Origin of the sequence: Hymenobacter sp. NBH84 (genome assembly GCF_014217645.1) — a bacterium.
In the GTDB taxonomy this organism is placed as follows: Bacteria; Bacteroidota; Bacteroidia; order Cytophagales; family Hymenobacteraceae; genus Hymenobacter; species Hymenobacter profundi.
In genome coordinates, this window is record NZ_CP043644.1 from 2898264 (window position 1) to 2924069 (window position 25806).

Sequence of the window (25806 nt, forward strand, 5' to 3'; positions counted from 1 at the left end):
GAATAAGCGAACTGCGCGATTTCTCCGTATTATAGTACAGCCAGGTAGCCAATGGCCTACCCCCCGGACACTCTATATGCTGAAAGAACTCGTTTCCCCCATTGAAAGCACCATTTTCCCCTTCCGTACTACGCTCAGCCTGGAGCCGCTGATTGCGTACTGGAAAAGCCGGGAAAACGACTCAAACGCTGGTCTGGCTCAGCTGGCACGCAGTATTGGTGAGCAAGTGGCTCAGGAGCCCTGGGCGCATGGCCCCATCACGGACCTCAACGCTGCGGAATGCGGCTGCGACCTGATAGAAACGCTGATGATGGCCGTATTTCCGCCAGCTTCCTTTTCTACCGATATCAGTGGGGCAATTCCGCCTTTTCAGCGCCGTAGTTTCTACTACACCCCTTTGTTTGGGGAGGTGCTGCTGAATGCTAACGATATCATCAAGCAGCCGCTCAACATTGACAGCCGACATATGGAGGTGTATATGGCGCGCATGGCCTATCATCTCATTCTGAGCAAAATATACGATGTAGAGTTACCCAAGAATGATACGTTGGTATTTACGGTGCCCGATTACAGCATTGGCCTGTACCGGCACTACGGCGTCGATTTCAACTCCACTTTCCTGAATGTGAAAATGGTAGGCGAGCGGCCGGAGCTGACTGAGGAGCAGATTGACCTGCTGCTGCACAACATGCACCGGCAGGATTTGTGGCGGGAGCTTCTGCCGCCCGAGCGCTTTGAGTTGGAAGGCTTCAACATCTTGCACCTAGTAGACGTCACGGACCAAGAGATACTATCCGAACTGAAGTATGACTTGCTGGAGCGCGACGTGCTACAGGCCTCTGACCGGCTGGAGCAGATTCAGGAGAAGCTGCGGGTGCTGTTTAAGCGGCCGTTTTTGCAGCTAGGCATTGCCGCATACGATGAGAACAAGCAGGCTTTCGTGGATTTTGGTCGCAAAATCAACCATAGCTTCCTCACCAAGCAGCTCAACAACCAACAGGCTGGCACGGGCTTCCGGCAAATCTACTCCCAGCTGTTGCAGGACCGCCAGCCGTTGATTCTGGAAAACGTGGAAACGGCTGATATTCCCGAAGATTTGCGCGAGCAGATTCGCAGCATCGGTATCAAAAGCGCCATCCTGGCCCTCCTACCCTACGGCGACGACACGGTGGGTTTGCTGGAATTAGGTTCTCCCAACGTGGGTGATTTGGATGAGTTCAGCCTGGAAAAGGTGAATCAGTTTGTGCCGCTGTTTGCGGTGGCCGTGAAGCGCAACGCGGAGGATATGCAAAACCGTGTGCAGGCCATTGTGAAAGAGAAATTCACGGCGCTGCACCCTACCATGGAATGGCGCTTCAACGACGCGGCCCTGAACCTGCTGGAGAAAATAGAAGCCGGCAATAAAAACGCTGAGATGGAAGATATTGTCTTCCAGGAAGTGTACCCCTTGCATGGCTCCAGCGATATTCGCGGTAGCAGCACGGCCCGCAACGAAGCCGTGCAGGGCGACCTGATCGAACATCTTTCGTTGGCCAACAAAGTTCTCAAAAAAGCTTCCGAGTTTCAGCAGTTGCCTATTCTGGATGAGCTGAAGTTCTATGTGGAGAAGAACTTGAAGCGGCTGCAACAGGGCATTATCTCGGGCGATGAAGTGAGCATTTTCGATTCGCTAAAGTCGGAAGTGGAGCCACTGTTTGAGTATTTTGCGCAGAATACGCTTGAGCTACGTCCTGTTATTGCCGACTATTGGAATAACATCGACCCCGTTTTGGGCATTCTCTATAAGCGCCGCAAAGCTTTCGAGCGGAGTGTTACGCTGCTCAACGATACGGTGAGCGACTACCTCGACGAGGAAGAGCAAAAGGCCCAGCAGATGTTTCCGCACTACTTCCAGCGCTTCAAAACGGATGGCGTGGAGTACAACATCTATGTAGGCGCGTCGCTGGTCGAAAATAAGCCCTTCGACTTGGTATTCCTGAAAAATTTGCGTTTGTGGCAGTTGCTGGTGATGGTGGAGATTACGCGCCGCACTGCCGCCCTCAAAGAGCACCTACCCGTTCCCCTCGATACTACGCAGCTTGTTCTGATTCATAGCCAGCCGCTGGCCATTCGTTTCCGGCAGGATGAGCGCCAGTTTGACGTGGATGGCGCCTACAACATCCGCTACGAAATCATCAAGAAGCGCATTGATAAGGCCACTGTGCTGGGCACCGGCGAACGACTCACCCAACCCGGCTGCATTGCCTTGGTTTATGCCCAGCAACGCGAAGCCGACGAGTACCTGGAGTACCTCGACTACCTCCAAGACCGCGGCATGCTGGAACCTGAAATTGAGGAGCTAGAGCTGGAAGAACTGCAAGGGGTGAAAGGTTTGCTGGCGCTGCGGGTGCGGGTGAAGCTGGAAGAACAGAGTAGTTAAAACAAACCGCCTGTCATCCTGAGCGCAGCGAAGGACCTTCTTACGTTTGAACGAGTCGTTGTTACGTCAGTCGTTCACGCGTGAGAAGGTCCTTCGCTGTGCTCAGGATGACAGGCGGTTTTGTAGTCCGTCCTATAGTTTTACTACTTCCGCTTAGGCTTAATGGTAGTGCCGAACGCGCCTTTTTGCTCGAAAGACTTAATCACTTCATCCTCTACCGGCGTGCGCTGCACTACGGGGTTGTTGGCCCAAAACTCAGGGTCGTACTTGGCCTGACGGATAGTTTCGCGGTCTTTCTCGTCCAGGGTGCCGCGCTCGTAGGCAATGCCGGTGGGCTTGCGGTTGGTGTCGTAGAAGAACGTGAACGACGACACATCGAGCTTGGTGATGGGCGTGCCGGGGCGCAGCACGTCGGCGGTCAGCTTCACCTTCATGTAGTCGAGCGGCGACACGGGGTCGGGCGTATTCTGGAAGCTCAGATCGAACGTCAGCAGCGTGTTTTTCAGCTTGTACGTCGGGTTTTGCGAGGCGGAAGTGTAGTTGGGCGACGTGATGGTGAAACGCACTACCTTGTAGGTATCGGTATCAATCCAGACGGTGCCGTTGGCCTGGTAGCCTTCCACCTCAGGGCGGGTTTCAAAGGTAATTTCGGCTATGTTGGCATCACCTTTTTCCAAGATACCCTGTAGCTCTACGTAGTAGTTTTTCACCGCATTCGGGCTCAGCAAGGCCAGCGACACGGTGCTGTCTGCGTTGGGGTTATAGAGGCCGTAGCCTTTGGTGTTGAAGGAAAAGTTGGTGAAGTTGAGTAGGGCTTGCTTGGCGGCAAAGCGTCCCTGGGTCGTAGTGGTTCCTTCAATACGAGCGTTGTTGGACTTCACGTTCCAGATCATTTCCTGCAACTCGGTGGGTTCTGCACCGATGCGCGTTACCTGGCGATAGTAGGCTTTGCCGTAGAATTTCTCATCGTAGTTATCGGCCATGTGGCGGTAAGCACGGTCTACGAGTTGGAAAGCGTAGCTGCCTACCTTCACTTCGGGTAGGGTAATAGTGGCCGAGCCCAAGAGCACCTCAAAGGGCTTTTGCGTGCTGGTAACTACCAGTGTATCACGCAAGTGACCAATCTCGGAGAAGACAACGCGCTGCGGCAATGAGGGTAGGTTCAGGAAAAACTGACCATCGGCGTTGCTAGCCGTTCCCAACGATGTGCCCGGAATACCGATACTCACGAAGGGAATCGGTTCCTTGGTTTCTTTATCGAGGACAGAGCCGCGCAATTGGTATTGCGCCTGCGCGCTGCTACCCAGCACTAGCAGGAAAAAGCCTAACAGCGCCGACAGGCGCGCAACGGCAGCAGAAAAGTTTTTTGAACTAGCCAAAATAGAAAGGATTGGATGAACGGCGGCTTGCTACAACGCCAATACAGCGCGCAACCGTACGCCGCCCCGCAAAATACGGGCCGCACCCTTGGGGAAGAGGTGAAATGGTGAGATAGTGAAATGGTGAGTTTGTCTGTCATCCTGAGCGCAATGGAGCGAAAGTGAAGGAACTTGTCACGCTGACTATCAACGACTCGTTCTGCGGGCATAAGGTCCTTCGCTGCGCTCAGGATGACAGACAAACTCACCATTTCACTATCTCACCATTTCACCTCTTCCCAGCGCGCACTTGGCGGGCAGCTTGCACCATGTTGCGCAGGGCAGCTTCGGTTTCGGGCCATTTGCGGGTTTTGAGGCCGCAGTCGGGATTCACCCACAGGTTTTCGGCGGGTAGGAGCGCCTGGGCTTTTTCCAGTAGGCCTACCATTTCCTCCGTGCTAGGCACGCGGGGGCGAGTGAATGTCATAGACGCCCGGCCCGATTTGGTTGGGGTACCGGAAATCGGCGAAGGCGGCCAAGAGCTCCATCTGCGAGCGGGAGGTTTCCATGGTAATCACATCGGCGTCCAGCTCGGCAATGGCGGGTAGGATTTCGTTGAACTCCGAGTAGCACATGTGCGTGTGAATCTGGGTTTCGTCGCGCACGCCGGACGCGGCCACCCGGAACGCCCGCACGGCCCAGGCCAGGTAGGTGGGCCAGTCGGAATGGCGCAGGGGTAGGCCCTCCCGAATAGCCGGCTCATCAATCTGAATCAGCTGAATGCCGGCCTTTTCCAGTGCCTGCACTTCTTCGCGGATAGCCAGCGCAATCTGCAACGCGGTGGTGGCCCGCGGCTGGTCGTCGCGCACAAACGACCATTGCAGAATGGTCACGGGGCCGGTCAGCATGCCTTTCACGTACCGCCGGGTTAGGGCCTGGGCGAAGGTGCTCCAGGCCACGGTCATGTCGGCGGGGCGGTGGATGTCGCCGTACAAAATAGGCGGCTTCACGCAGCGCGAGCCGTAGCTCTGCACCCAGCCGTTTTTGGTGAATGAAAAGCCGTCGAGCAGCTCGCCGAAGTACTCTACCATGTCGTTGCGCTCAAACTCGCCGTGTACCAGCACGTCTAGCCCTACCTCCTCCTGCCACCGAATCACGTCGACAGTGGCATTTTGCAGAGCTTCGTTGTACTGCTCGGCAGTCAGCTCCCCTTTCTTGAAGCGGGCGCGCAGTTGTCGAATATCCTCGGTTTGCGGAAACGAGCCGATGGTAGTTGTTGGGAACAAGGGCAACTGTAGCTGGGCCTGCTGGCGGGCCTGCCGCACCGCAAACGGGCTCCGGCGGCGGGCATCAGCCTCCGTCACGGCGGCGGTGCGTTCCTTGATGTGCGGGCGGTGAATGCGGTCCGATTTGCGGCGGCTTTCCAGCGCCTGCTGGTTCTGGTGCAATAGGTTCTGGTCGCCGTGGTCGGCAATCTGGCGCAACTCCCCTACCTCGCGCAGCTTCTGTTTGGCAAAGGCCAGCCAGTTTTTGATTTCCGGCGTTAGGGTCGTGTCGTTGGTTTCCAGGTCCAGGTCGCAGGGGCTGTGCAGCAGGGAGCAACTGGGTGCCAGCAGCACCCGCTCAGTGCCCAACGCGGCTACCGCCTGTTCAATCAGCGCCAACGACGCCTGATAGTCGTTCTTCCAGATGTTGCGGCCATCTACCACACCCAGCGACAAGCTCAGCCACTGCGGAACCAGCGGCAGCACGGCCGTTAGTTGTTCCGGCGCCCGCACCAAATCCACGTGCAGGGCGCTGATGGGTAGGCTCACGGCCAGCGCGGCGTTGTCGCGCAACCCTTCGAAATAAGTCGATACGAGCAGCTTAAGGCCTGGACAGCTACGCGCCAGTTTGGCGTAGGCAAATAGGTAGGCCTCTTTTTCGGCGGGTGTTAGGTCGAGGGCTAGGTAGGGCTCGTCGAGCTGCACCCAGGTGGCGCCGTATTGGTGCAGCTTGGTTAGCACCTCCACGTACACGGGCAGCAACCGCTTCAGCAGCTCAATGCGGTGGAAGCCCTCTTCCTTTTCCTTGCCTAGCAATAGGTAGGAAACCGGCCCCAGCAGCACCGGCTTGGGCGTGGTGCTGAGCGTATTGCGGGCATGAATAAACTGCTCGAAAATGTGTTCCGAAAACAGCCGAAACTCCTGATTGGCCGTGAACTCGGGCACGAGGTAGTGGTAGTTGGTATCGAACCACTTCGTCATCTCCATGGCCGTGATGTCGAGGCCGTTGCGTTGGTAGCCGCGAGCCATAGCAAAGTACAGATCCAGCGCCGTGTTCTGCGGATTTTCGCTGAGTACGGGCGTGTAGCGCCTGGGAATGGCTCCTACCATCAGGCTAGTGTCCAGCACCTGGTCGTAGTAGCTGAAGTCGTTGCAGGGAATCAGGTCGAGGCCGGCTTCTTGCTGCAACTGCCAGTTGTGCTGGGCAATGCGGCGGGCGGTGGCCTGCAATTCGGCTAGCGTCAGCTGGCCCGACCAGTATTTCTCACTGGCTTTTTTCAGTTCGCGCTGGCTACCAATGCGCGGGTAGCCGAGGTTGTGCGTAAGCATAGTGCTTGGGTTGAAGGGAACAATAAATTGATTATTGTTCTCGCAACGAGTACGTTACGTGCCCAACACAGCGTATGGCCTACCCTGCACCCTACCATCCGGCGCGCATACGCACGCGCCAGCCTCCACCCCGCGGAGGCCCTGAAAAGACAGCAGTATGCAATTGACCAGACTACTGCTTCAGAGCGCGGAAGCATACGTCAAGGCGTAGAAAGGCAAGTCTCCTGGCTTGTACCATTACGATCATCCTTCTCACTCTGCCTGGCAGAACAATGGACGTGCTACGGATCGTAACTTACTTGGGTACTTACAGTTGCGCGACAGCCCGTGATTCACACACGGTTCCTTATTAATTCCGGTATTACCCGAAAACCCCTCTATGGCAATTGATATTGCAAAGAACTAGGGGCAATGATACGCGAAATTTCCGGCGCAACAACTCGGCGGCTGGCTGGTTAAGGCTACTTACTCATCAACGTTCGTACGGTGTAGAGACGCATACTTGCGTCTCGTCGTTGAGCGACACCTCTTCATCATTAAATAACAGCCAATACAAACAACTTCAGCAACGACGAGACGCAAGTATGCGTCTCTACACCGCGCAGAGGCTACCACTCAACTCTTTTTATTTATCCCCCCTACTCACATGGAAAACCTCACCGGAAAAATTGCCCTGGTAACGGGCGCTGGCAAAGGCATTGGCCGCGCCGTAGCCGTGGCTCTGGCGCAAGAAGGCGTACACGTGGGCCTGCTGGCCCGCTCTGAAAACGACCTGCGCGAAGTAGCCGCCGAACTAGAAAAACTGGGCGTGAAAACGGCCGTTGTCACGGCAGATGTGGCCGATCGTGCCGCCGTAGAAGCTGCCGCGGCACAGGTGCAACAGCAGCTTGGCACCATTGATATTCTCATCAACAACGCCGGTACGGCCGCGTTCGGCAAGTTTCTGGAGCAGGAGCCGGAAGCCTGGGAAAACATTATCCGGGTGAACCTCATGGGCGTGTACTATGCCACCCGCGCCGTACTACCCGGCATGATTGAGCGCCAGACCGGCGACATCATCAATATTTCGTCTACGGCTGGGCAGCGCGGGGCGGCGGCTACCAGCGCCTACTCGGCCTCCAAGTTTGCCGTGCTCGGCCTCACCGAGTCGCTAATGCAGGAGGTGCGCAAGCACAACATTCGCGTGTCGGCCCTCACGCCCAGCACCGTGGCTACTCCGCTGGCGCAGGAGCTGAAGCTTACGGATGGCAACCCGGAGAAAGTGATGCAGCCGGAAGATTTGGCCGAGTTCATCATTGCCCAACTGAAGCTGAACCGCCGGGTATTTGTGAAGGAAGCCGGTTTGTGGAGCACCAATCCGTAGCTCACGGGTAGGATTTGACAAGACCGTCCTTTCGACCAGCGGGAGGACGGTCTGTGTTTATAAAAGGGCATTCTGTGCAACTATTTCCTTCTCTATTCCTCTATTTTCGCAACTTACGTGTCTCACCCGTTGCGAAATACCTTGCCTACCTCTCGTTTTCCACTGCTCTTGTTGCTGCTGCTGACGCTGCTGCACACCCCGGACGTCTCTGCTCAGCGGCGGCGCAAGCAAGCTAAAACCCCTACCCCGGCCGCTTCGCTGCATGCGCCGGTGCCGTTTGCGCCCCAGCTTAGTTCGCGTTGGGTTGATTCGGTGATGGCGACGCTGACGCCTGACCAACGCGTGGCGCAGCTGTTTATGGTGGCCGCCTACTCCAACCGCAACCGCGTGTTTGAAGACTCGGTGTCGGCGCTCATTCAGCAGTATGGGATTGGGGGACTTATCTTCTTTCAGGGTGGCCCGGTGCGGCAGGCTAAGCTGCTGAACCGCTACCAAAGCCAGAGCAAAGTGCCGCTGCTGGTGGCGCTGGATGGCGAGTGGGGCTTGGGCATGCGCCTGGATAGCACCATCCGGTTTCCCTACCAGATGAGCATGGGCGGCATTCGCGACAACCAGCTCCTCTACGACATGGGCCAGGAAATTGCCCGCGAGTTCAGGCGCATTGGCATGCACGTGAACTTTGCGCCGGTGGTAGACGTGAACAACAACGCCGCCAACCCCGTGATTGGCTACCGCTCGTGGGGCGAAAACCGCGAGGACGTCACCGAGAAAAGCTACCAGTACATGCGCGGTATGCAGGACGCCGGTGTACTAGCCGTGGCCAAGCACTTCCCTGGCCACGGCGACACCGACACCGACTCGCACCTAGCCCTACCCCTCATCCGGGTAGACCAGCGCCGGATTGATACGCTGGAGCTATTTCCTTTCAAGAGCCTCATTAAGCGCGGCTTGGGTGGCATGATGGTGGCCCACCTCAACATTCCGGCCCTCGACAGCACCGGCCTACCTTCTACCCTCAGCAAGCCCATCGTGACGGGGTTGCTTCAGGAGAAGCTGGGTTTCGACGGCATGATCTTCACCGACGCCATGAACATGAAGGGCGTTATCAGCAAGTACCCGCCCGGCGAGGCCGACGTGCGCGCCCTGCTGGCTGGTAACGACATTCTAGAGTTTTCGAAGAACATTCCGCTGGCCCTGCGCATGGTGCGCGAGGCCATCAACCGTGGCGAGCTGACGCAGCAGGAAATAGACCGACGCTGCCGCAAGGTACTGGCCCTCAAGCAGTGGTCCGGCCTCGACCACTACCGCCCTGTGGAGCTGAAGAATCTGTACGAAGACCTGAACACGCCCCACGCCGAGTACCTCACGCGCCGCCTCTCGGAGCTAAGCGTAACGGTGCTGCGCAATCAACAGCAAGCCCTACCCCTGCAACGCCTCGACACGTTGCGGGTGGCCACGCTCACCATCGGCACCACCGATACCACCTACTTTCAGAAGAGAGTGGCCGACTATGCTACCACCAAGCACTTCTGGCTGCCCGCCACTGCCAGCTTCGACGAGCTGTTGCGCATGCGTGAGACGCTGAAGCCTTACAACACTATTCTGGTAGGCGTGAACAACTTGGGCCGCCTACCTGCCACCAACTTTGGTGTGACGCCCGAAACCAATGTGCTACTGCGCGACCTGACCACCGGGAAACAGCGGGTAGTGGTCAGCGTGTTTGGCAATGCGTATGCGGTAGACAAGCTGCGCGATTTGAACCGCGCCACTGCCGTGGTGCTGGCCTACCAGGAAAGCCAGAATGCGCAGGAGGTAGCCGCCGAAATTATCTTCGGGGGCGTGGGCGCCACCGGGCACCTACCCGTTACCATCAACCACCAGTTCCCGTACGGTGCCGGCCTCACCACGCAGGGCGGGCAGCGCCTGGCCTACTCCTACCCCGAGGCCGTGGGCATGAGCAACAACCTCGAAACCCGCATCGACTCGCTGATTACCAATGCTATTGCTGCGCAGGCATTTCCTGGCGCAGAGGTGGTTATTGCCCGGCGTGGCACGGTGGTGTTGCGCAAAAGCTACGGCACGCACACCTACCCTACAGCTGGCCAAAAGGCGCGTCCCGTCACCAACACCGACCTGTACGACATGGCTTCCGTCACGAAAATCACGGCTGCCCTACCCGCTTTGATGAAGCTACAGGACGAGGGCAAGTTTTCGCCGGAGATGACCCTGGGCCAGGTTTTCCCGGAATTCAAAGGCACTAATAAAGAGAATATCAAGCTGCGCGACGTACTCACGCACCAAGCCCGCCTGAAGGCCTGGATTCCGTTTTGGAAAGAGTATACCGAGCCGCAAGGCTTCTTCAACCAACTGTTCAACAAGCGCCCCGACGCCGTTACGGTATCAGACAAGAAGCCCAGTGAGATGAGCCGGCGCTACTTCCGGACCGATTCGTCGGCGCGGTTCCCGATTCAGGCGGCCCCGCACGTGTGGGTGCGCAAGGATATGCCCGACCGCATTCATAAGGAAATTGGTACTTCGCCGCTGAACGCGAAGCCAGGCTACGTCTACTCCGACCTGTCGTTTATCATGTACCCCGAGTTTGTGAAGCGCGTGTCGGGCAAGCCGCTGGACCAATTTTTAACCCAGGAAATCTACCGGCCGTTGGGTGCTACCACGCTTACCTTCAACCCCACGCGCCGCTTCCCGCTCAGCCGCATTGTGCCCACAGAATACGACTCGCTGTATAGGCACCAACTGCTACACGGCGTCGTGCACGACGAAGGCGCTTCCCTACTTGGCGGCCTTTCGGGCCACGCTGGGCTGTTCGGCAACGCCAACGATTTGGCTAAAGTGGTGCAGATGTACGCCTGGAATGGCCGCTACGGTGGTCAGCAGGTGTTGAAAAAGGAAACGCTACAAGAGTATACCCGCTGCCAGTTCTGCCCCGACAACCGTCGCGCCCTGGGGTTCGACCGACCCACGGCCGACCCGACCATCAACTCTGCCAAAAGTGCCTCCCAACAGAGCTACGGCCACACCGGCTACACAGGCACCTACTTCTGGGTGGAGCCCACCGAAGACTTGGTGTGCATTCTATTGACCAACCGCGTGTACCCTACCCGCAACAACAACAAGCTAGGGGAGCTGAGTGTACGCAGCAAGTTCCTGCAAATTGCCATTGAGGCGGCGCAAGCAGGCAAAACGGCGCGCCTACCCATCGAGTCGACGGTGCCGAAAGAAGAATAGCATCGTGCGCTTTCATTCGTAATGCCCGTCGGTGCAGCGGTTTTGCTTCACCGACGGGCATTGTGTTTATATTGAGCAGACCATCTTTCATTACTGCTTATATGAGTCCGCAGCTTGGTAAAATGCTGGTTTTTCTCGGCCTGGGGCTGGCTTTGTTGGGTGCTTTTATCTGGTGGGGCGGCGGTAGCCTGTTTGGTTGGTTTGGCCGCCTGCCCGGCGACATTCGCGTGGAGCGGCCCGGCTTTCGGTTGTATGTGCCGTTTGTTTCTATGCTGGTTGTCAGCTTGCTACTCAGCTTGGTGCTGTGGGTTGTCCGGCGCCTGAGCTAGCGGGCTTTTATCCTACCCTGGCAATCCTGCTTCCGTTATGTCCGCTTCGTCTACCAGCCTGGCCTCGCTGGAGAGGTTCAGGTTGAGCACCTTTGAAATAAGGCAGTTTTGTCGTGCGCTTTCCACTACTTCTTCAAACTGGGTGGGCGTGATGCCCGGCACCGAAGCGTATACCCGCAAGTGCGAACGTACTACCTCTCCTTCCTCGCTGCTCAGCTCGCAGGTGGTCGTAATGGCGGTAGCCGTGAGGCCCAACGCTTGCAGATCGAAGGCCAGCTTCATGGAGAAACAGCCCGCGTGCGCGGCGGCTATCAGCTCCTCGGGGTTGGTCCCTACCCCATCGGCAAACCGAGTCAGGTAGGAGTAGCGGGTCTGATGCAATACGGTGCTTGGGGTGGTCAGGTGCCCCTCGCCTTTGGTCCCGGTGCCCGACCAGTGGGCTATAGCAGAGCGGGTGGTTATCATAGTGGTAAGTAAAAGTTAAAGACTATACTTCTGAAAGTCAGTGTAATGTCTAAATAAGCATACCATCCTACACTAGTAGGAGCCTGGCATACAGCAATGCATCCGAATAGCAGCGAGTTGGTTATACTTTAATGATAATCTGACGCTTATACATCAACCATAGTACGCCGTACCAGATGAGCACGCATGCAATGGCCGCGGCCAGAGAAGCATTAAAGGGGCTGAGGTAGGGCACGAAGAAGTGCTGATATAGCCACTGGTGCGCCGAGGTGGTACCGCCTGCTCCATCGGGTACTTGCCACATACCCAACCACCGCGCTACCACCCCCGACAGGAAAAACACGGTAATGGCATTGACGCCGTACACCACCGCAAAGCGCGACCACCACCCCCGGTAGCCCTGCACATCGCAGAGCCAGTAGAGAGCCGCTAGGGTAGCGCCGCCCAGCCCGCCCACGTAGAGCACAAAGGAGCTCGTCCACAGGCTTTTGTTGATGGGAAACCATCCGTTCCAGATGAGGCCCAGCACTATGGCGGCGGCGCTTATCACAAACAGCCAGGCGATGCGCTCGGCTACAGGCACTGCTTTGCGGCGCAACCACTGCCCGGCCAGTAGGCCCAGTAGCCCGGTACCCATGGCGGGTAGGGTACCCAGCAGGCCCTCGGGGTCCCAGGTTTTGCTCTGGCTCCAAAGATGCGCCTCGCCCAGCACCGTGCGGTCGAGCCAGGCGCCGAGGTTGGTCTCCGGCGCTAGGTTGGCGGCTCCTACGCCCGGCACGGGCACCAGCTGCATCAGGATATTATACCCTACTAAGGCTGCTACCAGCAGCCCTACCTGGGTGCGCCAATTGGTTTTTATGAACACCACCCCGCATACCAGAAACACCAGCGCAATGCGCTGCAACACGCCCAGCACGCGCACGTGGGCAAAATCGAAGCGGGGCTCCAGGGCCATGAGCAGGCCCAGCCCGAACAGGATGGCCGCTCGCTTCAGCACGCGCAGGAGCAGCTGCGCGTGGCGGCTGGCATCTTGCCGGGCGGTGCCCAGCGCGTAGGCAATACTCACGCCCACGATAAACAGAAAAAACGGGAAGATCAGGTCAGTAGGCGTGCAGCCGTTCCAGTGCGCGTGCTCCAACGGGGCGTAGATGTGGCCCCAGTCGCCGGGGTTGTTGACGAGCAGCATGGCGGCCACCGTGAAGCCCCGGAACACATCCAAGGAAAGCAGGCGGCCGGGCTGCGAGGCTTCGGCAAGGGGTAGGGCGCCGGTGGTAGCGGTGGCAGCCTGGGTAGTGGTTTGCATAGGTAGGGGCGTTTTGCTAAATGTAGATATTTCAGCAAGACCTACCAGCAAGCATTCCAGCCATGCGACCGATAAAGCCAAGTTTACGCACTACAGAGCCATAAGATACCTCGACAAATGCGCCGCCACGTTTGCGCTATTGTCAGTGAAAATGTAGATTGGAAATCCGTTCCTCCTCACAGCTAGGGGCTTGCTTGTATTTTAAATAGCAACCCCCTACCCTGATTTGTATACTGGCGGCAGTAGTATCATTATTTTCAGTACTACCCTCCTACACGTCCTCGCATTTGTACGGGCCTTCACCCAACCAATTGGCCTTTCTTCTTCCTTTCCCTTTCCACACCTATGCACAAACTCCTACTATTTCTCCTCTTACTAGGCTTTGTGGTGCCCAGCGCCTACGCCCAAACGGGGGCAGCCCGCGCCGTAACGGGCGTCGTCACGGCCGCTTCCGACAACTCTCCCCTACCTGGCGTGACGGTGGTGGTGAAAAACACAACCAACGGCGCCACCACCAACGGCGACGGCCGCTTCACGCTACAGGCTGCACCGGGTACTGTATTGGTTTTCAGCTTTATCGGCTATACCAGCCAGGAGCGCACCGTGGAAGCCAGCGGCGAAATCAGCGTGAGTTTGCGCGAGTCGGCGCAGCAGTTGCAAGAGGCCGTAGTGACGGGCTACGGCATAAAAGAAGAGCAGGCCAAGATCAACTACGCTGTGCAGGTGGTGAAGGCCAAGGACATCATTGAGTCGCGGCAGCCGAACGTGGTGAATGCTTTGCAGGGCAAGGTAGCCGGCGTGCAGGTAACCAGTTCGGGCGGCGCACCCGGCGAGGGGGCGTCTATCGTGATTCGCGGCGGGGCCTCGCTGGATTCGGACAACCAGCCGCTGTTCGTAATTGACGGCATCATCATGGATAACTCCTCGTTTGTGGAGTCGACGGCGCCGGGTGGGGGCTCGGGTTTCAACGGCATCCTGGGCCGCACGGCCGCCAGCACCAACCGCGCCGGCGACCTGAACCCAGAGAATATCGAGAGCATGACGGTGCTGAAAGGCCCGGCCGCTTCGGCCATCTACGGCCTGCGCGCCGCCAACGGTGCCGTGGTGATTACCACCAAGAAAGGCACCAAGGGCGTGACGACGCTCAACTACCGCACGCAGTTTTCGGTGGATGAGGTGAACCGCCTACCCAAGCTTCAGGACCAGTACAAGCAAGGCTCGCAGGGACTATTTGACCAGGGCGTGCGCGGCTCCTGGGGGCCACGCTTCCAAGAGGGCGAGCCAGTGTACGACAACCTGGGCAACTTCTTCCAGACCGGCAAAACCTGGCAGCACTACCTCACCATGTCGGGCGGCAGCGACAAGGGCACGTTCTTCGTGTCGGCCTCGCGGCTGGACCAAACCGGCGTAGCGCCTACCAGTGCCTACGACAAGACCACGGCGCGCCTATCTGGCACGTTTCAGCTTTCGCCCAAGCTTAGCGCCTCGGGCTCGGTGGAATACCTGAACTCGGGTGCCCGCACGCCCCTCCAAGGCCAGGGCTTGTACCAAGGCGCCGGGGGCTACCTGCTTAGTATCCTGAACTGGCCCCGCAACGACGACGCCCGCAACTACCTGAACCCCGATGGCTCGGTGCGCCGCCTATTGGGCGCCGCCCAGGCCGCTACGGATGCCGACAACCCCTACTTTCAGGTGTACCGCAACCCCCAAACCACCCGCACTAATCGCATGCTGGGCAACGTGCAATTGGGCTTTAAGGCGACGGACTGGCTGAATTTCAGCTACAACATAGGCAACGACTTCTACTTCCAGAAAGACCGCTCGGTGCGGGCCGTGGGCACCACCCAGCCCAACAACCAGAACGGCGGCATCTCGGAGTCGGATATCTTCAACCAGCTCATTACCAGCAACCTGCTGGGCACACTTACGCATAGCTTCAGCGACAACTTCAGCGGCTCGCTGGTGCTGGGCAACACCGTGGAGTATCAGCACCGCGAAACCACCGACAATCTGGGCCTGATTTTTCAAAACCCGAGCTTCACCAGCATCAACAACACGGTGAACCGCAACGTGTTAATTACTACGCAGGACCGTCGCCTGATTGGCAACTTTGCCCGTCTGAGCCTGGACATGCTGCAACAGGTGACGCTGGAAGTGAACGGCCGCATCGACCAATCCTCCACCCTACCCCGCCCCGACGAAAACAAGAACTTTGGCAAGCTGTTCGGCTACGGTTCGGTGGCGGCGGGCTGGCAGTTTACGCACCTGCTGGGCCTCGACCAGAACCGCTACCTGAACTTTGGTAAGATTAGGGCGGCGGTGGCCGATGTGGGCAAGGACACCCAACCTTACCGCGTGTTTTCGCCGCTGGCGCAGGCCAGCTACATTGGCGGCGGCTTCCGCAACGGCTTCTTTGGCTCCAACGCCAACTTGGTGCCCGAGCGCACCCGCGCCATTGAGGGCGGCGTGGACCTGCAATTTTTACAGAATCGCCTGGGCCTGAACGTGACGTACTACAACCAGTTGACCCGCGACCAAATTATCGGGCCGCGCGTGAGCCAGGCCACGGGCTTCATTTTGCAGTACATCAACGCGGGCAACGTGCGCAACCAAGGCTGGGAAGTGTCGCTGACGGGTACGCCCGTGCGCGCGGCCAGCGGCTTTACGTGGGACGTGCTGGCCAATTACACCCGCAACCGCAACAAGGTAGAGTCGCTGCCGAGCTTCCTGACGGAGGTGTATCAGTCGGATGCGTTCCTGAATGGTGCCCGCGGAGGCGCGTTTCCCGGCCGCCCGATTTCATCCATCAGCGCCACCGATTTCCGGCGCTCCCCCGATGGACAGGTGCTCATTAACCCGACCACGGGCTATCCCCTCGTCAACACCGGCACCTACGTGTATGCCGGTAACCGCGCCCCCGACTTCACCGTGCAGATCACCAACTCGTTCAGCTACAAGGGCCTGGGCTTGTCGTTCCTGGCCGATTTCAGAAAGGGCGGCAAGGTGTTCAACGGCAACGAGCAGTATATGACCATTACCGGTCTGGCCGAGCGAACCACAGACCGTTACAAGCAAGTGGTGTTTGATGGGGTAATAGCCAACGCAGACGGCACCTACACGGCTAACACGCGCCCCGTGGAGCTGACGCAAGCATATTACACGAGCATTTTGGGAGCCATTGGTACGCCGTTTATTGAAGACGGCTCCTGGGTGCGTCTGCGCTACGTGAACCTTACCTATGCCCTACCCGCTGCCTTGCTGGAACGCTCTAAGTTCATTAAGGGCATCGAGTTGAATGTGACTGGTCGCAACTTGGTATTGCTCACCAAATACTCGGGGGTGGACCCCGAAACGGCCGCTTCGGGCGCCGGCGTGCGCGGCGGCGGTTCTGGCGGCTTCGACTATGGAGCCGTACCCGCCACCCGTGGCGTAGACATGGGCCTGCGGGTGAATTTCTAATTGCTACCCCACCCCAACCCCTCCCCTCCGGGAGAGGGGCTTTAATTCTAGGTTATAGTATTCTGGAAGCTAAAGCCCCTCTCCCGGAGGGGAGGGGTTGGGGTGGGGTCCATTACACACATCAATTCAATGAAACAACGATATCTTCTCTTCCTGGGCCTTTTGCTGGGTAGCGGCACCTTCACGGCGTGCGAAAGCTACCTTGATGTGAACACCGACCCCAACAATCCGGTGACGACGACCCCGAACTTCCTGCTGCCCGGCATTATTTCGCAGGGCATTCAGACGCAGATGTTTACCTCGCTCACCACTACCTATCTGGCCCAGTACACGGTGCGCAAAACTCTGGCTACCAGCACCGACCAGTACTACCTTTCCAACGGCAATAGCACCAATACCTTCAACTACACCTACTACTACTCAGCCGGCAACGTGCCGACCATGACGGCCGCCGCGGAGGCCGAGGGCTCGCCGTATTACGTGGGCGCGGGCAAGATTATGACCGCCATGGTGCTGGCCCACGCCACCGATATGCTGGGTGATATTCCCTACACCGAGGCATTCAAAGGCGCGGCCAACTACACGCCTGCCTACGACTCGCAGCAGCAGATTTACGCTACCATCAATACGCTGCTGGATGAGGGCATTACCCTAATGGAGCGGCCCGCCAGCGAGGAATTCCGGCCACTGTATGTGACCTCGCCCAGCGAAAGCGGCGACATCCTGTACAAAGGCGACGTGCAGAAGTGGATTCGCTTTGCCAACACCCTGAAGGCACGTCAGCTCAACCACCTCACCAAAAAGAGCTCCTACAACCCGCAGCAGGTATTGGCGCTGCTCGACAAAGGCTTCACCAGTAACGCCGACGACGCGCAGATTCAGTTTATTCCGGCCGTGGCGCCGCAGGTGAATACCACCAACATCTTCGGCACCACCCGCAACAACTATGCGACGGCCACTTTCTCGGCTAACATTATCAAGTACCTGAACGGCAACGCGGGCGGGGCGGCCTACCCCGGCATTGTGGACCCACGCTATACCATTATGGCTACCCCCATCAGCCTGGGTACCGACCCTGGTGTAAGTGTGCCTTCCACCAGCTTCGTGCTGAATGGTTACGCTGATTTTTATTCCAGCTGGTATGCCCGCGACCTGGGCATTTTTCAGGTGATGACGTATGCGGAGGCCAAGTTTATTGAGGCCGAAGCGGCGTTTCGGGCTGGCAATTTGTCGCGGGCCTTTACGGCCTACCGGGCCGGTATTCGGGCACACATGGAGAAAGTGGGTTCTGGGGGCTCCAATGCTTTGCCACCCGTTACGTTCCCGCTCATCTCCACAGCCCAGATTGAAGATTACCTGAGTAGTGCCGCCGTGGCCCAGAATGAGAGCCAGCTCACGCTGAAGCGCATTATGGAGCAGAAATACATTGCCATGTTCCTGAATCCGGAGTCGTGGTCAGACCTGCGTCGCTTTGATTTCTCGGCCACTACCTACCCCAATTTCCGCTTCCCGGTGAATGCCAACCCCGAAGTAGATGGCAAGTTTCCGCGCCGGATGCTGCCCGGGGCCACCGAGGTGCTCTACAATCCCGCCGCTGTATCCAAGCTGTTCAGCGACGTGGGCGCCACCTCCAACGGCGACTACATCACGAAGCCCCTGTGGTGGGACCAGGCCAATTAGAAAGACCGTTGCCTGTCATTCTGGGCATCCTGCGCATTAAGCAGAACGCTTGGAATGACAGGCAACGCTAACAAGCGGACTAACGCCCTACCCTTTCATTTTCAAAACGCATATCGTCGTCATGATATATTCTCGATTTTTCACCTTGCGCCGTACCCTACCGGTAGTAGCGGGCCTGGCTGTGACCCTACTCGCGGGCTGCGAGAAGGAGCCGTATGATGAGTTGTACGACACACAGGAGGAAGCAGGCTTTGGGGTGATAGGTGGGCCGGTTTTCGGCTCCACCAAGTTTGCGCCCGGCGAAACCGTACCTGTAGCTGTAGGCTATAATCAGCAGGACAACCTTCGCGACATCACCGTATTTCAGGTAATCAATCGGCAAGACTCGGCCGTGGTGGGCACCTACCCGGCCAATGGCGCGCTGGATGCTACCAGTCAGGTTTTTGCCCAACTGGTTCCCTATACTGTGCCTGCCACGCTAGCGAACAAAACGCCCGTGCGCGTAGATGTGACGCTGAATTTTGCCAATGGCTCCAAACGGCTGCGGCGCTTCTCTTACACCGTTGCCGCGTCCCCTACCCTCAAGTTTGGCGCTACCCCCGCCACCTACCGCAACGGCCTAGCAGCCACCGCCCAGAGCCCCGGCGACTTGATTGGCTACTCGATTGTGATGAACGAGGGCGGTATCTCGACGGTGCCTGCCGCTGGTAGCACCGCTACCCTGTTCAAAAACATTGACAGCCTAGTGTACTACGCCCGCGTGGGTACACAAGCGCCCGTGCGCCAGGGGGTATTGCGTACGCCAACGGCTGGCGTAGCCACCACGCGCACCGTGGATGTAACGGTTCCCACGGGGGCGCAGGGGCAGCCCGTCACGTTCCTGTTCTCGGCTTTTGCCCAAACCCAGCGCGTCAATCTGGCATCTGCCACGCTCGATATTATGGCGCCTACTGCCTTGGCTACCACCCAGCGCGGCTCGGTAAGCTTCGGCACCGGCGCTTCTCCCGACTCGCTGGCTTACAACCTGAAGCTGGCCCGCAACGAACCCGCAACCAGCGCCGCAGACACGAAGGATTTGTTTGTGAGTGGCGCCACTAACGGCAGCGTCACGCTTACGGCCGGCAATAATACGCGCTTCTACAAAGTGCCTGCCACCCAGGTAGCCGCTGGCTTTTATACGCAGGCAACCGCCAACGCCGTAGGTAATCTATTATACCGCAATACAAACACCGCTGAATTGGGCGCCGCCACCCCTGGTGATGTATACGCCGTACGTGTGCGCGGCACCGGGGAGGTGATGCTCCTACGCATCCTGAGCGTGAAAGCCGGCACTACCGGCACCACGTCGCGGGTGTGGTTCGAGTATAGAATGCTTTGAAATGATGAAGTGGTGAGTTTGTGAAATTGTGAGTTGAAAAGGTGCGCCTGTCATCCTGCGCTTGCGCAGGATGACAGGCGCACCTTTTCAACTCACAATTTCACAAACTCACCCCCCAAACAACCGCCCGAAAAAGCCTTTGCGGCGCTTTTTCAGCTTGGTTTTCTTTTTGATGGTGCCGGCTTCGGTCTTGGTTTTCACCTTTGTGCCGGTAGCTGGTTTGGGGGTAGGCGGCGCGGGGGCGGGCGGTATGGGCAGCGCTGGCACAGTGGCTGGCTGGGGCGCTTGCGCTACCATAATATTCCCTTTCCTAGTCACCACGTGCACGGGTGAGCTTTCGTTGTGCAGGCGGTCTACGGCCGTTACGTAGTAGGCGTATTCCACACCGGTGAGGGCCGTGGTATCAATCAGGGTAGGCGCGTAGGCGGTGCGTGGCACCAGGGCCAGAATGTGGCGGGGGTCGTCGGGCGAGGGGGTTTCGCCTTCTGCGAACCGGTACACCACAAAATACCGGGCATCGTCGCCGTCGGCGGCGGTAGGGCCGGGCTGCCAGGTGAGCGTCACGGCCGGGGGCGTGCGGATAACTACCAACTGCTGGGCCGGGCGGGGCGGCACCGCATCCAGCCAGGGCATAGCCGGCACCAGCGCCGGGTAGCGAAAGGCGTTCTGCTGCAACGAATCGGTGACGTGCAGCGGATTGGCCAGCAAGGACTTCGAGCTAAAAAACACACTTCCACTCACCTCCGTGGGGTAGCTGCGGTTGAGACGAATCTGACGCATCAGCTCGCGGGGATTGCGCCACGTGGTGTCGCCGCGGGTGTTCTCCAGCATCCGGTAGGGCGCCTGCCCAATGTAGAGATGGCGCCCGAAGTGGTTGCGGCTCCACCACTCCACCAGCACCGGGTAGGGCGCCAGCCGGAAGTTGCTGCTCCAGTACAGTTGCGGCACGATGTAGTCGATCCAGCCGCGTTGCAGCCACAGGCGCGTGTCGGCGTAGAGGTTGGCGTAGGTCGGCTGGCCGGCCCGCGTATCGGAGCCCTCGGGGTGGGCCGAGCGGTTCATCCAAACCCCAAACGGCGAAATCCCAAATTTCACCCAGCGCTTAGTGGCGTGAATCTCGCGGCTCAGGCCCTCAATCAGCAGGTTTACATTTTGCCGGCGCCAATCGGCCAGCGCGAGGTGGTCAGGGTTGAATTGGGCAAATGCCGCCTCATCGTGCAGCGTCTGACCCGCTTCGGGGTAGGGATAGAAATAGTCGTCGAAGTGCACACCGTCGATATCGTAGCGGCGCACTACGTCCAGAATCACTTCTGTGATGCGCTGGCGCACTTCCGGCAACCCAGGGTTGAACAGCAATTTGCCGCCGTAGCGCAGAAACCACTCGGGGTGTTGGCGGTAGGCGTGGGTGGTAGCCAAGCGCCGCGTGATCGTATCCTGCGAGGCGCGGTAAGGATTGAACCAGGCATGAAACTCCATGCCGCGCTTATGTGCTTCGTCAATCAGGAACGGAAGTGGGTCGTAGCCGGGGTCTTTGCCCTGCTGGCCCATCAGCCACTTGCTCCAGGGCTCCAGGCCACTCCGGTAGAAGGCATCGGCAGCGGGCCGCACCTGCACAAACACAGCGTTGATGCCCGTGCGCTGCTGTCGGTCTAGCATCCGGCGGTACTCGTTGCGCTGCTGGTCGGCGGTGAGGCCAGGACGGCTGGGCCAGTCGATGTTGGCCACCGAAGCAATCCAAACGCCCCGCAGCTCCCGCTTCGGCGGCGCGTCCTGGGCCTGCACGGCACCACTCAGCAACAGCCACACCAGCATGATCATGCCCGCGCCCCATCGGCAGCGGGTAGTTACTACCTGCATCATTTGCACGCTTCTAAAATCGAATAAGCGCGCAAGTTACGAGTTGTGAGGTGGTCAGTAAAAACCGTCTGTCAGCCGGAACGCAGTGAAGGACCTTCTCACGTGAGAAGGTCCTTCACTGCGTTCCGGCTGACAGACGGTTTTCTTACTAGCTGATGCGTATTTCTATTCCACCACAATACGCTGCTGATAGTGCTGGGCATTGGCTTCCACGCGCAGCACGTACACGCCGCTGGCCAGGCCAGCTACGGGCACTTCTGTTTCGCGGCCGTGCAGCGTGCGCGTTAGGCAGGTGCGGCCCTGCATATCGTAGAGGCGAATGGCTATATCGGCAGTGGGTGTGTTGGTCAGCACCACGCGTACCAACTCGTGGGTGCGCGTGGGGTAGGCCGCGCACCACGCGCCCGAAACGACAGCGGGTGTAGCCGTAGGCAGCGTCACGGCTGGGCTTTCCGAGGCACCAATGCTGCCCCGTACGCCCGCTGCGGGCGTTGCCAACCCGAAGTAGTCGCGTGGTCCTGCTTCCTGCCGGAACTCATCCCATAGGTTCAGCCCGGCTCCTACCAGCGCCGAGGTAGGCGCCAGCCGGTAGTCGCTGTTGGCGGCTGTAGCGGCGGCGGTTGGTGTAGCCGTCGTTGCATCGCTCTGGTTGGCAGTGCGCAGCTGCGGATTGATGCTCAGGCCGCAGGGCCGGTCGCCCAGCTGCTCTTGCGTGGTGGCCTGTCGCCAGGTGGGTAGGGAGGTGTAGGTAGCGTTGTTCCAGCGCAACGTAAAACCACTCCCCTCACTCCAATAGCAGTTGCCTTCCAGGCGCACGCCAGTGGTCAGGCTGGCGTCTACCAGCGTCAGGCCGTCGGTGGTCTGCAACAGGTTGTTGCGCAAGGTGATTCCGCTCGCCGCACCGCCTTCAAGCTGGACAGCCACGGGCACCGAATTATTAGCGGGCTTCGTAACCAGCACGGTGTTGTTGTGCAGGCTAATCCGCTGCATTCGCTCTGCTGCGGCAGGTGCCAGCACCGCCAGGGCGCCATGGTTGGCACGGCGGGCGTCGTTGTCGCTGATGTTGTAGCGCACCGTCAGGTTGGTGCTGGGCGCCGACATCGTATCAGGCTGGGTAATGGCGAAGCCGGGGCCTTCGTTGTTGTGCGCGTAGTTATACTGAACCACAGCGGTAGCACACCCGCCTTCTAGGGCAAAGCCTCCGCCCCGCACCGTACCCGAGCGGTTACTGTACGACTTACACTGCTGCACCGTCAGGTTGGTGCACCGCCAAGCCCCAATGCCGGCCGGGCCGGCGGCGGGGTAGGCGTTCAGGCGGCCGTTGTTGTAGGCCTCGCACTGCTCTACCACGGCGCCCGTTACGTGAGCCAGCAGTAAGCCGTAGCCTGTACGGGTTTGCTTCAGATCAAGCCGGCCGGTGTTGTTGTATAGTCGGCAATTTGCCACGTACCAGTTGCTGTGGGTGGCCGCAGCCGGACCATACGAACTGATGCCCGCCTCGCCGTTGTCGTGCACGCGGCTGTTGGTGATATGTACGCTGGTGTAGCCGCTACCGGCTCGCTGGCTGCTGATCGTAACGCCTGCCTGCTGGTAGCCACTTACGTCGAGGCTGTCGAGCACCAGGTGCGGGAGTTGCGTGGCCGCCGAGTCCAGCACGAATACCACACCAGCGCTCTTGTTGTTCAACCGGCCCGAGCCGGCGAAATACAGGCGACGCAGCTCAATACCACCCGCGTTACGGGCCAGCAAGCCGTAGGTACCGCCGCTGCTGATGGTAGCCCAGCCCCTACCATACGAGCCGAATACAATAGGTTGCGCAGCCGTGCCTTGCGTAGTGCCCTTCAGCTGCAAGCCACCTACAAAGGTCTGCTCTCCCTCAAACAAGACTTGGTCGCCGGGTTGCAGCGTGGCGGCGTTTACCCGCGCAATGCTGCGCCAGGCAGTAGCGGGGGTAGTACCAGTCTGCGCATCATTGCCTGCAATCCGTACATAGTAAGTGGTGGCGGCCGCTTGCTGACTGGCTGACAGCAACAGAAATAAGAAAAATAGTAAACGTATTTGCATTCCTGAGGTGGTTAGGCGTCAGAAACACTAGCATAAAGAATGATGCCACATCAGAATAAATATATTCTACCAGCTTTATAACAGCAATTATCAGGTTATAACGCTTTATATATACAATTTAAATTTATACAGCTTATTGTTCTTTATCTATAATAGCATACTTATGAAATACAATTTTCTTAGTACTTACTATTCTATTTTTTTATGGAATAATGACACATAAAAAATAACGTCTGCTTACAGTGGTTTCGTAGCTGGTAGGAGACGACACAATATTTTGTGTCACCTTGCTGAATGCCATAGACTCTCTCATTGAACAGCCACCATCAGCAACAACGAGACATAAAATATTGTGTATCTACAGGATACGGTATACACCGTTCACGAAACCGCTACGATTACTCACCATCAGTTTTGCTCGTCTTATCTACTGCGGCCGACCCAGAACGGTGTAACTAAGCGAGATTTTTCTGAATCTTGTACTGAAAGCAAGAACCAGCTTGCCGTTTCGTTGTGTTAGGCACAGCATCCCACGGCAACTGTGTAGCAGCTGCCTCTTTGTCTCCTTATTTTTCTCTAATGCGCTTTTCCCCTCTCTCCTGCCAGGCTGGCCTGGTAGCGCTGCTGTTGCCTTTGGCTGCCGCTGCGCAAACCACCCCCTCCCCCTCTGCTGCCCAGCCCCAATGGCATCTGCTCGACCCACAACAAAACAATGGCGTGATGGGCCTGAGCGCTGAGCGCACCTACCAGGAGCTTCTGAAAGGCCGCACCGCTACCCCCGTTACCGTGGCCGTGATTGACGGTGGCGTGGATACCGCCCATGTAGATTTGCGCGGCGTGATGTGGCACAACCCAAAGGAAATTGCCGGCAATGGCAAAGACGACGACGGCAATGGCTACATCGACGATGTATATGGCTGGAACTTCCTTGGAGGCCAGGATGGCCGCAACATCGACGTGGAAGCCTACGAGGACACGCGCATGCTGGCCCGCCTGGAACCGCTCTACCAGGGCAAAACCCGCAACCAAGTGCCCGCCGCCAAGCGCGAGGAATTCGACCTATATCAGCAGGTGAAAAAGTCTTACCAGACGCACTACAAGGAAGACAACGAGCACTACGACCAGTACAAGGACGAGTATCCGCAGACCCAGGCCGTGGCCGATCAGATGAAGCAGGCCCTGGGCGTGTCGCGCTTGGATACGGCTACCCTGCGCAACCCACCCACCGACAATGCCGACCTGCGCCGCATCAGCCAGCTATTTTATCAAAACCTGAAGGCTGGCGGCTACGCCGATATGGAATCGGTGCTGGACGATATGAAGCACGCTTACGAACAGACCAAAAACTTAGTAGAATATTCCCTAGACCTCAAGTTCAACCCGCGCAGCATTGTGGGCGACGACCCCGATAACCTAAAGCAGCGCGTGTACGGCAATGCCGACGTGACCGGCCCTGACCCTACCCACGGCACACACGTGGCGGGCATCATTGCCGGCGACCGAACCAATAACGTGGGTATTATGGGCGTGGCGGGCTTACCCGTGCGCATTATGGCGGTGCGGGCCGTACCCAACGGCGACGAGCGCGACAAGGACGTAGCCAACGCCATCCGCTACGCCGTAGACAACGGCGCGCAAGTGATTAACATGAGCTTCGGCAAGTACTTCTCGCCCCACCGCGAGGCCGTGGAAGAAGCCATCCGCTACGCCGATACCAAGGGGGTACTGCTCGTACACTCCGCCGGCAACGAGTCCATCGACATCGACACTAAGAAGCAGTACCCTTCGCCGGTGTTCCTAAACACCAAGACCATCCCGAACCTGATTACGGTAGGCGCCTCCTCTCGCACCAACGACCAGGAGCTGGTAGCCGATTTCTCCAACTACGGCAAGAAAAACGTAGACGTGTTTGCGCCCGGCGTGCAGATCAACTCCACCCTGCCCAACAACACCTACGGCAACGAAAGCGGCACCAGTATGGCTGGCCCTATGGTAGCCGGTATGGCGGCGGTATTGAAATCCTACTTCCCCAAACTCACCCCCGAGGACCTGAAACGCATCATCCGCGAGTCGGCCACGCCTTTGCATACTAAGGTGCTCAAGCCCGGCGGCAAAACCACCATTGATTTCGCCGAGCTATCGAACACCGGCGGCTTGGTGAACCTCTACAAGGCCGTGCAAATGGCCCAGCAGGTGCAGTAACACTTCTAGCAGAAAACAGCGCAAACGGCGCGGCAGTTACCGGTTTCGGTGCTGCCGCGCCGTTTATTTTTATACGCTTATTATATTAT

General features: G+C 58.2%; 13 protein-coding genes, 1 pseudogene and 1 riboswitch. Of the genes and pseudogenes, 8 read left to right on the forward strand and 6 right to left on the reverse strand.

Annotation, left to right across the window (positions count from 1 at the left end; all coding sequences use genetic code 11):
- The first annotated feature begins 76 nt into the window (after window positions 1–76).
- A complete protein-coding gene (locus F1C16_RS12125; RefSeq protein ID WP_185280913.1) occupies window positions 77–2419 on the forward strand; it encodes a GAF domain-containing protein in 2343 nt (780 codons plus the stop codon).
- Between the two features lie 143 nt (window positions 2420–2562).
- Here F1C16_RS12125 and F1C16_RS12130 read toward each other — a convergent pair whose 3' ends face one another.
- Together F1C16_RS12130 and metE are read right to left on the reverse strand one after the other, a co-directional pair.
- Complete coding sequence (locus F1C16_RS12130; RefSeq protein WP_185280914.1) at window positions 2563–3798, reverse strand: carboxypeptidase-like regulatory domain-containing protein; 1236 nt, start codon at window positions 3796–3798, stop codon at window positions 2563–2565.
- A gap of 268 nt (window positions 3799–4066) precedes the next feature.
- A pseudogene (gene metE / locus F1C16_RS12135) lies at window positions 4067–6371 on the reverse strand (5-methyltetrahydropteroyltriglutamate--homocysteine S-methyltransferase).
- Between the two features lie 196 nt (window positions 6372–6567).
- Window positions 6568–6763: riboswitch (cobalamin riboswitch) on the reverse strand.
- A 254-nt stretch (window positions 6764–7017) separates the two neighbouring features.
- Here metE and F1C16_RS12140 point away from each other — a divergent pair.
- From F1C16_RS12140 to F1C16_RS12150, 3 genes are all read left to right on the forward strand, one after another.
- Complete coding sequence (locus F1C16_RS12140) at window positions 7018–7734, forward strand: 3-ketoacyl-ACP reductase (protein WP_185280915.1); 717 nt, start codon at window positions 7018–7020, stop codon at window positions 7732–7734.
- Window positions 7735–7875: 141 nt separating this feature from the next.
- Entirely contained in the window at window positions 7876–10980 is a 3105-nt protein-coding gene (locus F1C16_RS12145) for a glycoside hydrolase family 3 N-terminal domain-containing protein (protein WP_185280916.1), read from the forward strand.
- A gap of 122 nt (window positions 10981–11102) precedes the next feature.
- On the forward strand, window positions 11103–11309 hold the full coding sequence (locus F1C16_RS12150) for a DUF2905 domain-containing protein (RefSeq protein WP_258048890.1): 207 nt from the start codon (window positions 11103–11105) through the stop codon (window positions 11307–11309).
- Window positions 11310–11321: 12 nt separating this feature from the next.
- On the opposite strand, the gene F1C16_RS12155 is transcribed toward F1C16_RS12150, so the two are convergent.
- Window positions 11322–11774: an OsmC family peroxiredoxin gene (locus F1C16_RS12155; protein WP_185280918.1), complete on the reverse strand. Its 453-nt coding sequence runs from the start codon at window positions 11772–11774 to the stop codon at window positions 11322–11324.
- A gap of 121 nt (window positions 11775–11895) precedes the next feature.
- Window positions 11896–13077, reverse strand: coding sequence for an acyltransferase family protein (locus tag F1C16_RS12160; RefSeq protein ID WP_185280919.1), 1182 nt, complete (start codon window positions 13075–13077; stop codon window positions 11896–11898).
- Window positions 13078–13422: 345 nt separating this feature from the next.
- Here F1C16_RS12160 and F1C16_RS12165 point away from each other — a divergent pair, with 345 nt between their 5' ends.
- The 3 genes from F1C16_RS12165 (at window position 13423) to F1C16_RS12175 (ending at window position 19594) form a co-directional block, all read left to right on the forward strand.
- Window positions 13423–16536: a SusC/RagA family TonB-linked outer membrane protein gene (locus tag F1C16_RS12165; RefSeq protein WP_185280920.1), complete on the forward strand. Its 3114-nt coding sequence runs from the start codon at window positions 13423–13425 to the stop codon at window positions 16534–16536.
- A 129-nt stretch (window positions 16537–16665) separates the two neighbouring features.
- Window positions 16666–18216 (forward strand): SusD/RagB family nutrient-binding outer membrane lipoprotein, encoded by a 1551-nt coding sequence (locus F1C16_RS12170; protein WP_185280921.1) that lies wholly within the window; start codon window positions 16666–16668, stop codon window positions 18214–18216.
- 121 nt (window positions 18217–18337) lie between these two features.
- Entirely contained in the window at window positions 18338–19594 is a 1257-nt protein-coding gene (locus F1C16_RS12175; RefSeq protein ID WP_185280922.1) for a hypothetical protein, read from the forward strand.
- A 108-nt stretch (window positions 19595–19702) separates the two neighbouring features.
- On the opposite strand, the gene F1C16_RS12180 is transcribed toward F1C16_RS12175, so the two are convergent.
- The gene (locus F1C16_RS12180; protein WP_219733332.1) at window positions 19703–21454 is read right to left on the reverse strand and encodes a glycoside hydrolase family 10 protein; all 1752 of its coding nucleotides are present in this window, start codon (window positions 21452–21454) and stop codon (window positions 19703–19705) included.
- A 162-nt stretch (window positions 21455–21616) separates the two neighbouring features.
- Entirely contained in the window at window positions 21617–23515 is a 1899-nt protein-coding gene (locus tag F1C16_RS12185) for a right-handed parallel beta-helix repeat-containing protein (protein WP_185280923.1), read from the reverse strand.
- 579 nt (window positions 23516–24094) lie between these two features.
- On the opposite strand from F1C16_RS12185, the gene F1C16_RS12190 reads away from it, so the two are divergent.
- Window positions 24095–25717 carry a S8 family peptidase gene (locus F1C16_RS12190; protein ID WP_185280924.1) on the forward strand — a complete coding sequence of 541 codons (1623 nt, stop codon included), beginning with the start codon at window positions 24095–24097 and terminating at the stop codon, window positions 25715–25717.
- Window positions 25718–25806 lie beyond the last annotated feature (89 nt).